This window comes from Aquitalea palustris, assembly GCF_003693445.1.
GTDB classification, from domain to species: Bacteria; Pseudomonadota; Gammaproteobacteria; order Burkholderiales; family Chromobacteriaceae; genus Aquitalea; species Aquitalea palustris.
Window position 1 is genome coordinate 53,281 of sequence record NZ_RFAR01000026.1, and the last position, 14,459, is coordinate 67,739.

General features: G+C 55.8%; 8 protein-coding genes. All 8 read left to right on the top strand.

The genetic code is table 11. The annotated features are described in order from the left end of the window. The first annotated feature begins 191 nt into the window (after positions 1–191). The 8 genes from gltB to EAY64_RS07835 all read left to right on the top strand — a co-directional run bounded on the left by gltB (position 192) and on the right by EAY64_RS07835 (position 14,454). Entirely contained in the window at positions 192–4,640 is a 4,449-nt protein-coding gene (gene gltB, locus EAY64_RS07800) for a glutamate synthase large subunit (protein ID WP_103524215.1), read from the top strand. Positions 4,641–4,728: 88 nt separating this feature from the next. Further along, a complete protein-coding gene (locus EAY64_RS07805) occupies positions 4,729–6,144 on the top strand; it encodes an FAD-dependent oxidoreductase (protein WP_103524216.1) in 1,416 nt (471 codons plus the stop codon). 245 nt (positions 6,145–6,389) lie between these two features. Next, positions 6,390–7,739 (top strand): O-antigen ligase family protein, encoded by a 1,350-nt coding sequence (locus EAY64_RS07810; protein WP_158604637.1) that lies wholly within the window; start codon positions 6,390–6,392, stop codon positions 7,737–7,739. 30 nt (positions 7,740–7,769) lie between these two features. Further along, positions 7,770–8,963, top strand: coding sequence for a hypothetical protein (locus EAY64_RS07815; RefSeq protein ID WP_103524218.1), 1,194 nt, complete (start codon positions 7,770–7,772; stop codon positions 8,961–8,963). An 80-nt stretch (positions 8,964–9,043) separates the two neighbouring features. After that, on the top strand, positions 9,044–10,495 hold the full coding sequence (locus EAY64_RS07820; RefSeq protein WP_199734414.1) for a UbiA family prenyltransferase: 1,452 nt from the start codon (positions 9,044–9,046) through the stop codon (positions 10,493–10,495). After that, positions 10,492–11,787, top strand: a complete 1,296-nt coding sequence (locus EAY64_RS07825; protein ID WP_103524220.1) for an FAD-binding oxidoreductase — start codon at positions 10,492–10,494, stop codon at positions 11,785–11,787. Before EAY64_RS07820 ends, EAY64_RS07825 begins: the two co-directional genes overlap by 4 nt. Positions 11,788–11,795: 8 nt before the next feature. After that, positions 11,796–12,539 carry an SDR family NAD(P)-dependent oxidoreductase gene (locus EAY64_RS07830; protein WP_199734415.1) on the top strand — a complete coding sequence of 248 codons (744 nt, stop codon included), beginning with the start codon at positions 11,796–11,798 and terminating at the stop codon, positions 12,537–12,539. A 19-nt stretch (positions 12,540–12,558) separates the two neighbouring features. Then, a complete protein-coding gene (locus EAY64_RS07835) occupies positions 12,559–14,454 on the top strand; it encodes a hypothetical protein (RefSeq protein WP_103524222.1) in 1,896 nt (631 codons plus the stop codon). Positions 14,455–14,459 lie beyond the last annotated feature (5 nt).

The window sequence follows — 14,459 nt, forward strand, 5'->3', positions numbered from 1 at the left end:
TCACAAAACTGGAAGAAAAATGTGCATATTTTGCGGGTTTTCCCTGATTTTTTTGCGGAAAAAATCAATCAACTTGTTGAAGTTAAACGATTATTGCGCTGCGGAAAAGCAGGTAATAACTGGTTGCAAGGTCAAGCAAGTTGCCCTTAGAATCGATTCACTCGATTCACAATTATAAGCAGGACAAAGCAATGGACAGACAGCGCTGGTTGCAGGGTACCCTGTACCATCCGGATTTCGAGCAGGACAGCTGCGGATTCGGCCTCATCACCCAACTGGACGACAAACCCAGCCACTGGCTGGTTGAAACCGCCATCTCCTCGCTGGCCAAACTGACCCACCGTGGAGCGGTGGCGGCAGACGGCAAATCGGGCGACGGCTGTGGCCTGCTCTTTCGCAAGCCGGACGGTTTCTTGCGTGAAGTGGCTGCCGAGGCGGATATCGCGCTCAAGGCAGTGTACGCCGCCGGTCTGGTGTTCCACCACCCCGACAGTGAAATCGGCGAGCGCAGCCTGCGCCGGCTGAAGGAATTCCTGGAAGCCCAGCAACTGGAAGTGGCTGGTTTCCGCGTGGTGCCCACCGACATCAGCGCCTGTGGCGAAGCGGCATTGGCCAGCTTGCCGGCCATTTCGCAGGTGTTCGTTAACTGTCCCTTCGGGATGGACGAGCTCACCTTCCAGCGCCGTCTGTACATGGGCCGTCGCCAGGCAGAAAAAGCCAACAAGGTGGACGATCCGTCTTTCTACCTGCCCACGCTGTCGCCGCACACCCTGTCCTACAAGGGCCTGGTGACGCCGGAAAACCTGCCCAAGTTCTTCCTGGACCTGAACGACCCGCGTTTTGAATCCAGCCTGGCGGTATTCCACCAGCGCTTCTCTACCAATACCTGGCCGCAATGGAAGCTGGCTCAGCCCTTCCGTTTCCTGGCGCACAACGGTGAAATCAACACCGTGCAGGGCAACCGCTACTGGGCGCGCGCGCGCGAGCGCATCATGGCCTCGCCGCATCTGGATATGGACGCCGTGCGCCCCATCGTCCAGACCGATGGCTCGGACTCGATGAGCCTGGACAATATGCTGGAAGGCCTGCTGATGGGCGGCATTCCGCTGTTCCGTGCGCTGCGCCTGCTGGTACCGCCGGCCTGGCAGAACGTCGACTCCACCGACAAGGACCTGCGCGCCTTCTACGAATACAACTCCATGCACATGGAGCCGTGGGATGGCCCGGCCGGCATCGTGCTGACCGATGGCCGCTACGCTGCCTGTATGCTGGACCGCAACGGCCTGCGTCCGGCACGCTGGGTGCTGACCCGCGACAATATCCTCACCATCGCCTCCGAAGTGGGCGTGTGGGACTACAAGCCGGAAGATGTCGTCCGCAAGGGCCGCGTCAAGCCGGGCCAGCTGTTTGCTGCCGACCTGGCCACCGGCGAGCTGCTGATGCCGGAAGACATCGACGCCATGCTCAAGAGCGCCAAGCCGTATCGTCAGTGGATCAAGGACAGCGCCAAGTATCTGGAACTGTCGATTGAAGACGATGCCGGCATCGAAGCCATGGGCAAGGAAGAGCTGTCCCGTCTGCAAAAGCTGTACAACTTCAGCTTTGAAGAGCGCGACCAGATCCTGCGCGTCCTGGCCGAAGACGGTCAGGAAGCCGTTGGCTCCATGGGCGATGACACCCCGATGGCGGTATTGAGCCAGAAAGTGCGCTCACCCTTCGACTACCTGCGTCAGCAGTTTGCCCAGGTAACCAACCCGCCGATCGACCCTATCCGCGAAGCGGTGGTGATGTCGCTCAACAGCGTGTTTGGCCCGGAACGCAATATGTTTGAAGAGAGCGCCGAACACGCCAAGCGGCTGGAAGTGCGCTCGCCGGTGCTGTCGCATGAAAAATTCGTGCGCGTGACCACCCGGCCGGAAACCTATCTGAAGGCCACCACCTTCGACCTGTGCTACGACCCGAGCGAAAGCTCGCTCAAGCAAGCCATCGAAAAGCTGTGCCAGCATGTGATCGAAGCGGTGAACGAGGGCACGGTGATCGTGGTGCTGTCCGACCGCATCATCACCCAGGGTCGCCTGCCGATTCATGCGCTGTTTGCCACTGGTGCGGTACACCATGCGCTGATCGAAACCGGCCTGCGCTGCAAGACCAACATCCTGCTGGAAACCGGTACCGTGCGCGACGCGCACCAGATGGCCTGTGTCATCGGTTATGGTGCCACTGCGGTTTATCCTTACCTGGCTTACCAGAGCATCATCGACCTGGTGAACAGCGGTGTGGTCAACTGCAAGATCAACGAAGCGCTGCAGCACTACCGCAAGGGCATCAACAAGGGCCTGCTGAAAGTGCTGTCCAAGATGGGTATTTCCACCATCGCTTCCTATCGCGGTGCCCAGCTGTTTGAAGCCGTGGGTATCCACAAGGATGTGGTGGACCTCTGCCTGAAGGGCACCGTGTCCCGCGTTTCCGGGGCCAGCTTCGAGGACTTTGAAGACGACCAGCAACAGCTGCTGCGCTTCGCCTTCAACCCGATGCGCCAGATTTCGCAGGGCGGCTTGCTCAAGTACGTGCACGGCGAGGAATACCACGCTTACAACCCGGACGTGGTGCAGCTGCTGCAAAAAGCGGTACAAAACGACGACTACCAGACCTACCAGCAATACGCCGACACGGTGAATACCCGTCCGGTATCCATGCTGCGCGACCTGATGAAGGTAAAACTGGCCGAGCAGCCGATCTCCATCGACGAAGTCGAGCCGATCGAAGCCATTCTCAAGCGCTTCGACTCCGCCGGCATGTCGCTGGGCGCGCTGTCGCCGGAAGCCCACGAGGCACTGGCAACCGCCATGAACCGTCTGGGTGGCCGTTCCAACTCCGGTGAGGGTGGCGAAGATGCTTCGCGCTATGGCACCGAGCGCATGTCCAAGATCAAGCAGGTGGCCTCTGGCCGCTTTGGCGTCACCCCGCATTACCTGGTGAATGCCGAAGTGCTGCAGATCAAGGTAGCCCAGGGCGCCAAGCCGGGTGAGGGCGGCCAACTGCCGGGCGACAAGGTCACCGGCCTGATTGCCCGCCTGCGTCACGCCAAGGAAGGCATCAGCCTGATTTCGCCGCCGCCGCACCACGACATCTACTCCATCGAAGACCTGGCCCAGCTGATCTTCGACCTGAAACAGGTCAATCCGACTGCGCTGGTATCGGTGAAGCTGGTGGCCGAGCCGGGTGTGGGCACCATTGCCGCCGGCGTGGCCAAGGCCTATGCCGACCTGATCACCATCTCCGGTTACGACGGTGGTACCGGCGCCTCGCCGCTGACTTCGGTGAAATACGCCGGCTCGCCGTGGGAGCTGGGCCTGTCCGAAGCCCAGCAAGTGCTGCGTGCCAACGGCCTGCGTGGCCGGGTACGGGTACAGACCGACGGTGGCCTGAAAACCGGCCTGGACGTGATCAAGGCAGCCATCCTCGGTGCAGAAAGCTTCGGCTTCGGTACCGGCCCGATGGTGGCGCTGGGTTGCAAATACCTGCGTATCTGCCACCTGAACAACTGCGCCACCGGCGTGGCCACCCAGGAAATCAAGCTGCGCTCCAAGTACTTCCTTGGCCTGCCGGAAATGGTGATGAACTACTTCCTGTTCATCGCCCGTGAAACCCGCGAATGGATGGCCAAGCTGGGCGTGCGCAGCATGGAAGAGCTGATCGGCCGCATGGATCTGATGGAACTGCTGGAAGGCGAAACCGCCAAGCAGAACAAGCTGGACCTGTCGCCGCTGCTGTCGCAAGGCACAGTGCCGGACGACGTGCCGCGCTTCTGCATCAGCGACAGCAACCCGTCCTTTGACAAGGGCGAGCTGGCTGAACAGATTCTGGTGGATGCCCTGCCTGCCATCCATAACAAGCAGATGCTGGAACTGTCCTACCCGATCGAGAACATCCATCGCTCCATCGGTGCCCGCCTGTCCGGCGAAATCGCCCGCGTACACGGTGCCGCTGGCCTGCCGTTTGGCTGCCTCAAGGTCAAGTTCAACGGCAGCGCCGGCCAGAGCTTTGGCGTGTGGAATGCCTCCGGCCTGCACCTGGAACTGGAAGGCGATGCCAACGACTACGTCGGCAAGGGCATGGCCGGTGGCCGCGTCACCATCTACCCGCCCAAGAACGCAGCCTATGACAGCGGCGAAGCCATCATCATCGGCAACACCTGCCTGTACGGTGCCACCGGTGGCCAGCTGTTTGCCGCAGGTGTGGCTGGCGAGCGTTTCGGTGTGCGTAACTCCGGCGCACTGGCAGTCATCGAAGGCGCTGGCGACCACTGCTGCGAATACATGACTGGCGGTACCGTCATCGTCCTGGGCGAAACCGGCTACAACTTCGGTGCCGGCATGACTGGCGGCTTTGCCTTCGTCTACGACCCGGGCGAGCGCTTTGCTTACCGCTACAACAATGAACTGGTCGACATTCACCTGATCAACGGCGAAGCAATGGGCATGTACCGTGCCTTCCTGCTGGAGAAGATTGCCAAGCATGTCGAGCTGACTGGCTCCGAAACCGGCCGCGCCATGCTGCAAAACTTCGACGACTACGTGGACTACTTCTGGCTGGTGAAGCCGAAGGCCGCCACGCTGGACAGCCTGCTCAAGGATTGACGATCAAGGGCGGGGCGCTTGCCCCGCCACAATGGAAACAACAGGGTCTGCTGCCCTATACGGCCGGACCCGCAGTCAGGAAACGATCATGAGTGACGTATTCCAGTTCATGAAGCTCTCCCGCAACCCCGGCGAAAAAGTCGAAGCTGCGGTGCGCAAGATTGAGTTCAAGGAAATCTACCAGCCGCTGCACCAGGTGGATGCAGCCGAACAGGCCGGGCGCTGCCTGTCCTGTGGCAATCCCTATTGCGAATGGGAATGCCCGGTACACAATTACATCCCCAACTGGCTGAAGCTGGTGGACGAAGGCAAGTTGTTCGAAGCGGCCGAAATGTCGCACAAGACCAACAGCCTGCCGGAAATCTGTGGTCGCGTCTGCCCGCAAGACCGTCTGTGTGAAGGCGCCTGCACGCTGAATCAGGGCGGCTTTGGTGCCGTCACCATCGGCAGCATCGAAAAATACATCACCGACGAAGCCTACAAGGCAGGCTGGCGTCCGGACATGTCCAAGGTGATCTGGAGCAACAAGAAAGTCGCCGTCATCGGTGCCGGCCCGGCAGGCCTTGCCTGTGCCGACGTGCTGGTCCGCAACGGCGTGAAGCCGGTGGTGTATGACCGCTACGAAGAAATCGGCGGCCTGCTCACCTTTGGTATTCCCGAATTCAAGCTGGAAAAGGCAGTGGTTCAACGCCGCCGCGAAATCATGCAAGGCATGGGTGTGGAATTCGTGCTGAATACTGAAATCGGCAAGGACATCGAAATCGAAGCCCTGCTGGAACAGTACGACGCCGTGTTCATGGGCATGGGAGCCTACAAGTACATGAAGGGTGGCTTTGCCGGTGAAGACCTGCCGGGCGTGCTGGAAGCGCTGCCTTATCTGGTGAACAACGTGCGCCAGTGCATGGAAACCCTGCCGGCAGGCGAAGCCGCCGTTTCCATGGCCGGCAAGCGCGTGGTGGTACTGGGTGGTGGCGACACCGCCATGGACTGCAACCGCACCGCCATCCGTCAGGGTGCCAAGCGCGTCACCTGCGCCTACCGCCGCGACGAAGCCAATATGCCGGGTTCCAAGCGCGAAGTGGCCAATGCCAAGGAAGAGGGCGTGGAGTTCCGCTGGAACAGCCAGCCGGTAGGCATCGAACAGCTGCCCAATGGCGCACTGGCGGTGATCCTGGCCGAAACCCGTCTGGGTGAGCCGGATGCCAAGGGCCGTCGTAACGCCGAAATCGTAGCGGGCAGCGAAGAGCGTATCGAATGCGATCACGTCATCATCGCCTTCGGCTTCCAGGTGGAAGCCGCCAGCTGGTTTGACCGCGCCGGCATCAGCAGCCAGCCCAACGGCCGCACCATCGCCTCGGAAAAATCAAAATTCAAGTACCAGACCAGCCATGCCAAGATCTTCGCTGGCGGCGACCAGGTACGCGGCGCCGACCTGGTGGTCCGCGCCGTATTCGAAGGCCGCCAGGCAGCGGAAGGTATCTTGAGCTACTTGCAGGTGTGGTAAGCCTCACTGGCTGTAGCTTTGTGTAAAGAGGCCCGCCGACTGGCGGGCTTTTTCTTTACGTATACGGTGCGTGGCGGTAACCAAGGCAGCTGTTACAATGTGCCGGTTTTTATTTTGTTTATGCAGACTGGTTTGCACGCCATCTGCACAGAGCACACGCATTTTCTAGCGTGGCTGCTTGCTAGCCGTAGGTACGCGGCGCTATGCATGCCTGGCCACCATTGTTTGCCATGTACGAGGTATTCATGAGTCGTTTTCTGTCGATGAGCGACGCGGCGGCCAGCAAAGGCTGGCACGCAATAGCGGTACTGCTGCTGTCTTTCATCTACGTTGCCGTATGCAGCGTGGGGCATACGGTAGCGCTGCGCTATGCCTTGCAAGGCGGTCTGCTGCTGTTGGCACTTCCTTTGCTCGGTCATAGCCTGCCAACCTTCCGTGCAGCCAGATATCCCATTATCCTGCTTGGCCTGTTCATGGCCTATGCCACCTTGCACACCTTGTTGTTGTCACGCTGGCCAGCCATTTCCATGGCAGAACTGCGCAGCCAGCTGGGGATGGCCACCTTGTGGTTCTTTATCGGGATGGTCTTGTACCGGGTATGCCGCAAGTTTTCCATTAGCGACGTGGTGATTGCCGGTGGCGTGGCGCTGGCACTGGCCGAGTTTGGCCTGGAAGGCTACCAGTACTTGGCTACCGGCATCTGGCCTTACCGCGAAACCTTCGCCACCCCTACCTATCTTGAGTTCACTTTCCTGATCAATTTCGTGTTGGCCTTTGTCGTCGCCACCTTGTGTTTTGGCCATTGGGGTCGTACTCAGGTCAGCCGCATCAGCAAACCATGGCTGCTGGCCATTCTGGCCTTGTTTGTATTTGTCAGCCTGCATGCGGCCGCTCGAAACGGCATGATCGGCATGGTCTACCTAAGCTTCTCCATGTTGCTGCTGTATTCCATTTTCCAGGGCGTCAAACATGGTTGGGTCAAGTTATTGCTGATCTGGCTGGTGGTGATTTCCAGTCTTGCTGGGCTGGTGACCTATGCAATCAAGCAAGACAGCCGCAATCTGGCGTTTACCGAATCGGTTACTGCCGGTTGGGATTACCAGCATCACCCCACATGGACCCAGATCGGCCCCTTGCCGCTGATGTCAAATGGCGAGCCGGTGGACGACTCGGCCTTCAAGCGCGTGGCCTGGATTCACAGTGGACTGGACATGATTGTCAGCCACCCGCTGGGCTTTGGCTTCATGCGCGAAGTATTTGCCCAAGCTGCCACCAGCATTGGTATCAAAAATAATCTGGGCCATGCGCATAGCGGTTTCATTGATTTGGGGCTGGCTTTGGGTGTTCCGGGCATTGTGCTGTGGTTGCTGTTTTGCGCCAGCCTGTTTGTCACCGGCTATCGGCGTTTCCGCTATCAGCAGGATGTACGGGGTTTGATACTGATGCTGATGGTGTGTGGTTTCCTGGGGCGCATGCTCAATGAGAGCATCTTCCGCGATCACATGCTGCAGCTCTTCCTGTTTGTGGCCGGGGCCTTGCTGGCAGAGATCTATTCATCCAATTCTGTAGGTAAAAATAATTGCCGATCTTTTTGAATATTGATGCTTGTTATGAGATGTTAAGCAATGAAAAATAAATTAAGTAACATTGTTTACTCGCAGTACTTTGTGTTTTTTGCGGTAGTGGCTTTTGTTTTTGCACGGGCGCCTTTTCGTATAATTCATGGGTATTTATGGGCCGAAGATGCATCTGTATTTATTAAGCAGAGTTATGAGTTTGGCTGGTATTCATTGTTCAAGCCCTATGCTGGTTATATTCATTTGCTTTCTAGGGTGATTGCAAATTTTGCTTGTATGGTAGTAGATGTGGTTTATCTGCCTTACTTGCTTTCGAGTATCTCGTTATTGATAATGGGTTTTTCTTGTTGTTATCTTTTCAATGCACTACGAAATTTTTCCAGTGGTGTGGCAATCATGGTTGCTTTTTCTCCTGTAGTGACGCCGCAGAATGGTGAGCTTCTGTTGACAATAACCAATTTGCAGTGGGTTTTGTGTCCTGTGATTTTGATTATGTTGTGGGAGTGCAGTGTTGGTGAATTTGATTTTTCAAACCTCTTGGTCAGGGGTTTTATATTATCTGTGCTGACGCTGACTGGGCCGTTCGGCGTTTTTTTCTTCCCTTTTTGGGTTGTTTTTTTTGTGGTGAATGGTTTGTGGCGAGTAAGCAAGAGCTATATATGGGTCTTGCCGTACTTTATTTCGGTTTCTTTTCAATTGTGGGTGATTTTTAATTATCCGCAGAAAAGTACTTCTTTGATTGGTGATCATTTTTTGCTCACTTTTCTGGTTCAGTATTTCTCAGATCTGTGCTCATTCTCTGTTATTCATGGGCATAATCATATTTATCTTAATGTCGTACTTGGTGTGTGTTTTTTTGCGATGATGATATGGTCTGGGTGGCTGGCGGAATGCCGTTATATAGCATTGCTATTTTATATTTTTAGTTTCATGCTGTGGCTGATTGGCATGTTCCGAGTTGGTAATTTGACTATGCACTTGTCTTGGCGTGCTGATGGTTCCAGATATTTGTACCTGCCTTTGCTATTCATGCTGTGGGCCAATATTTTTACATATCATTATTCTATTTCAAGATTGGCCAAAAATGTATCTGGATTTATTATCCTGTTAATTTTTGTTGTTTCCATGACGAAATTTTCATTGAACGAATGGCCGGACTGGGTTGTAGTGAAGCGTGCGCAGGGTACATATATCATGGTGCCAATGAGTGATGGTGTTTATATAAAAAGAGAATTTTTATAACATTATGATGTGAGTGGCAGAATAATTCGTTGGATTCTGGTGTCAAATGCTGCTTTTCGCTTATATTCCGGACATTTATAATGAGTCAAATGATAATAAACAATGCCGTGCCTTTGTGTGTTGATCTGGACGGAACACTGATTTACTCCGACATGCTGCATGAATCAACGCTGAGCATGTTGAAGGTCAAGCCGTTTGCCGCACTGCGTCTGCCTGGCTGGCTGTTGCAGGGTAAGGCCGTTCTCAAGGAAAAAGTGGCTGCAGCAGGAGATTTCAATCCGGCAACCTTGCCTTACAACCAGGCTTTTGTGGACTGGCTGCGCACACAGCACGCCCAGGGACGCAGGCTGATACTGTGCACCGCATCCGACCAGAAAATTGCCCAGCGTATTGCCGAGCACCTACAGGTATTTGACGAAGTGATGGCCAGCGAAGGAGCGGTCAATCTGGCGGGGGCAAACAAGGCTGACGCGCTGGTGCAACGATTTGGCGAGAAGGGTTTCGATTACGCGGGTAACTCCTCCGCCGATATCGCGGTCTGGGAGCATGCACGCAAGGCCGTGGTGGTCAATGCTTCTGCAACCGTGCTGCAGGATGCCGAAAGCTGCGTCGAGGTGGAGCAGGTATTTGCCGGCCCCAATAAGGGAATCGCAGTGTGGCGGCGCGTATTGCGTATGCACCAGTGGTTGAAGAACATCCTGCTGTTCATCCCCCTGATTGCCGCCCATCGTATTGCTGACATGGACGCCTGGTTGTCCTTGCTGCTGGGATTCCTGGCATTCAGTCTGTGCGCATCTTCGGTTTATATCGCCAATGACTTGCTGGACCTGGAAAGTGACCGTGCTCATCCCCGCAAGTGCCAGCGTCCCTTTGCCTCAGGTTCCGTCCCGGTATGGCAGGGCTGCATTGCTGCGCCAATATTGCTGCTGGCCAGCTTTGGCATTGCCTGCCATGTGGGGGGCAGCTTCCTGCCTTGGCTGGTGGGCTATTTCTTGCTGACCTGCCTGTACTCGCTCAAGTTAAAGCAGCTGGCACTGGTGGATTGTCTGACACTGGCCTTGCTGTACACCTTGCGCATTTTGTCCGGTGCGGCAGCCGTTTCCCTCAGCATGTCATTCTGGCTGCTGGCATTTTCCGGCTTTCTGTTCCTGTCGCTGTCCTTTGTCAAACGTTTTGCCGAACTGCAAATGCAGATCTTGCACAACAAGCACAAAGCTCATGGCCGGGGTTATTACTCCAGTGATGCACCATTGGTGCAAATGCTGGGGATTGCATCCGGGTTTTCCGCCGTATTGGTATTGGCCATGTATTTGAACAGCAAGGAAGTGCTGCTGCTATATCGCAATCCGGAGTGGGTCTGGGGTACTGTGCCAGTCATGCTGTTCTGGATCAGCTGGATGTGGTTGCGTGCTGCGCGTGGAGAGATGCATGACGACCCGCTGGTATTTGCCGTGAAGGACAAGGCCAGCCTGCTGGCCGGCCTGGTATTTGCCATCTTGCTGGTGGCAGGTTCAGTAGGAGGCATGGCATGAAGGTGTATTCCTGGGGCCGGCTCAGTGGTGAGCCACACGCTGTGAGCATGCTTGCCAGTGCCGGCAGTTTGCCTGCATTGGCTGACGGGCAGCGTGCGCTGCCACATGGTATGGGCCGCAGCTATGGTGACAGCTGCCTGAATCCGCAAGGCACATTGTGGAAAACCACCGCGCTGGATCACTACGTTTCTTTCGACCCGGAATCTGGCCTGCTGGTGTGCGAAGCTGGCGTCCTGTTACGTGATATCCAGCGTACTTTCATTCCCCGGGGCTGGATCCTGCCGGTGACTCCCGGCACCCAGCTGGTGACCGTAGGGGGCGCCATTGCCAACGATGTACACGGCAAGAACCATCATGTACACGGTTCCTTTGGCGACCATGTCCGTCAGCTACGCCTGTTACGTACCGATGGCAGCGTGATCGAGTGCGGACCTGAACAGAATGCCGAGTGGTTTGCCGCCACCGTGGGCGGGCTGGGCCTGACCGGTGTCATTACCCAGGCCTGCCTGCAATTGCGTCCGGTAGCCGGGCCGTGGATGGAGACGGAAACCTGTCCTTATCACTCGCTGGATGACTTCTTTCAGCTGGCCGATACCTCTGAAGCGCAATGGGAGCACACTGTGTCCTGGATCGACTGCATGTCGGGTAGTCACAGTCGCGGCATCTTCATGCGCGGCAATCCGGCAGCTGCAGACATCAGCCAGCCTGAACCCGCAGCCAAAGCGCTGACCGTTCCGCTGGTGCCGCCGGTTTCACTCATCAATCCGCTGTCCTTGCGTCCCTTCAATGCGGCCTATTTCCACGCACAGGCACGTAAATCCGGTCGTCGTATCCAGCACTATGCCGGGTATTTTTACCCGCTGGATAATCTGCTGGAGTGGAACCGCATCTATGGGCCGCGCGGCTTTTACCAATATCAGAGCGTAGTGCCACGACACGTTGGCCAGGATGCCGTTGCTGCCATGCTGAAAGAAATCACCCGTTCTGGTGCCGGGTCCTTCCTTGCCGTGCTGAAAACCTTCGGCAACCGTCAAGCCGTCGGCATGATGAGTTTTCCACAGCCGGGGGTGACGCTGGCGCTGGATTTCCCCAACAAGGGCGCATCGACTCTCGCCTTGTTCCAGCGGCTGGATGCCATCGTGCGCGAGGCCGGTGGCCGCCTGTACATGGCCAAGGATGCGCGCATGCCGCGCGATTTGTTCGAGGCCGGCTATCCCCGGCTTGCTGAATTCCTCAATTATCGTGATCCGGGCCTCAGTTCTGCCCTGTCACGCCGTCTGATCGGATACTGATGTCTACCATGCGTAAAATTGTGATTGTGGGTGCTACCTCCGCCATGGCCGAGCATTGTGCCCGCCTGTGGCTGCAACAAGGTGTCGACGAAATGGTGCTGATCGGGCGCGATGTACAGCGTACCGAGCGGGTTGCCGCCGATTTGCGCGTGCGTGCTCCGCAGTGCCGCATCGAGACCATCAGCAGCGACTTCCTGCAGCCGGAGGCCATTGCCCGGACGGTTGACCAGGCCTGTAACACCATCAACCCTGACATCGTGCTGATTGCCCATGGCTCGCTGCCCGAGCAGGCTGACTGTCAGCAAGACCTGCAGCAAAACCGCGCCGCACTAGAAGTCAATGCCCTCTCGCCAGTGCTGTTTGCCGAAGCCTTTGCCACCCATCTGGAACAGGCCGGGCAAGGTAAACTGGTATTGATTGGCTCGGTAGCCGGGGATCGCGGCCGCAAGTCCAATTATGTGTATGGTGCCGCCAAAGGTCTGGTTACCCGTTATGCACAAGGCCTGCAGCACCGCTTTGCCGGCAGCCGGATTCAAGTGCTGCTGGTCAAGCCAGGCCCGACCGACACCCCGATGACTGCTCATATCAAGAGCAGTGGCGCAAAGCTGGCGAGCGTGGAGCAGGTGGCCGCCAACATCGTATCCGGTGTGGCGCGTGGCAAAATGGTGATTTATGCACCGGCCAAGTGGCAGTTGATCATGCTGATCATCCGGCATTTGCCCCGTGTCATTTTCAACCAGATGAATATCTGACCTGCAGAACTGTGATTACATGAAGCCGAATTTCATATCGACCCGCAGCAAATTTCAGTTCTGGCTATTGCTCCTGACTGTATATGCAGTTTTTGTACCATTGATGCCGGGCATGCCATCCGGTGGCTTGGATGAGTCGTGGCAACTGGGTGTCAATGAGGCCTTGGCCAAGGGCATGGTGTTTGGTCGAGACCTGATCTTTACCTTTGGGCCATATGCATCGGTCTACGCCAACAAATACCATCCAGCCGTTGCGCATAGCATGCTCTGGTCAGGTTTTTTCCTGGGTAGTTGTTTCTTTCTGGCTGCAATTCTGAATTTCGCCAGTATTTCGCTGCGGATGACGCTGCTCCTGATACTGGTTTTGGCTGTCAATTTTGCGTTTGATCCTCGTTTTCTGGTTTATCCCCTGTTGGTGTTTACTGCGCTGACCCGGCTGGACTGGAGTCCGTCCCGGACGTCAAGCCAATATTTGGCCAGGGTTATCCTGATGTCGGCCTTATTTACGCCATTTGGCATGATTGTGCTGGTTAAAGGGTCATTTCTGGTAACCTGCTTGTGCGGAATGGTACTTTCAATTGCATTCTTGCTCAGAAGAAAGCAATTGTTGCTCGCAGCTCTGGTTTTGTTACTACCGCTTGCTGCCATGGCCGGATTCTGGTGGCTGGCAGGACAGCCGATTGATGCGTTGCCTGATTACTTCCAGTCAATGCTCCCGATTATTACGGGTTATACCGAGGCCATGGCGTATAACAGTCGCATCAGCGAGCTATTGTTGTACCTGTTGGCGGCCATCTTGCTGCTAATCGTCACAGCCAGAGAGCTGGAGCTGGATTTTTTTGACAAGATGCTGTTTCTGGCCTGCTTGTTTATCACCTTATTCATTACCTTTAAGGCCGGCTTCGTCAGGCATGATGGCCACGCAGTGATTGCTGCTAGTAGCCTCGCCATTTGTACGGTACTGGTTTGCTCCTTGATTAACAGTAGAAACACCCGTTCGGTGCTGGTTTTGTCTTATATTGTCTGGCTCGGTGTGTGTGCCTTGCATAACAAACCACTCCCCAAGCAGGCATTGCAGGCCGTCGCCTCTACTTATGGCAATCTGCTCAAGGGAAGCTACTATCGTCTTTTCGAGCCCGATGTCATCCCGCAGCGTTACAAGGCTCGCCTGACGGAGATTGCCAAAGAGGGAAAGTTTCCATTATTGAATGGCAGCAGTGATGTTTATTCCTATGACCAGGCCTTCCTGATCGCCTCTGGCAATGACTGGCGACCTCGCCCCATTTTCCAGAGTTATTCGGTTTATACCGATAAGCTCTCACAACTCAACTTGCAGCATCTAACCTCACGCCAAGCCCCGGACAATATTTTCTTCAAGGTCCAGCCAATAGATGAGCGCTTGCCATCCCTGGAGGATGGCGCCAGCTGGATCCCATTATGGCAGCAATATCACCCGGTCAGTCAGTTTGATGATTATCTGCAGCTGGGGAAAAACACAAGCCAATCTGCTGTGCACTTGTCTGCTGCGGGGCATGAAACGCGCACTGCCCGTCTGGGTGAAGAGATTCGTGTTCCGGACAAGGGCAGTGTGGTTGTCATGCGGGTCTATGTTCATAAAAACCAGCTGGGTAATCTGGTATCGCTGTTGTTCAAACCTGCCTTGCTGTCAGCACAGCTGACGCTGGCCAATGGCAAGGTCAGAACATTCCATGTGGTGTCCGGTATGATGAGTCCCGGGTTCGTTATTTCCCCTCTTATCGAGACAAGCAAAGAATTCAACATGGTTTATGCACAAGACCCAGCCTTGCTGGATAAGAAAGTCAGAAGTGTCTCGATAATGTCTGACTCCAGAGTCTTGTTATGGAATGCGGATTTTACGGTAGAGTTTTTACCTTATTTCATGCGTCATTTTTGATTTTA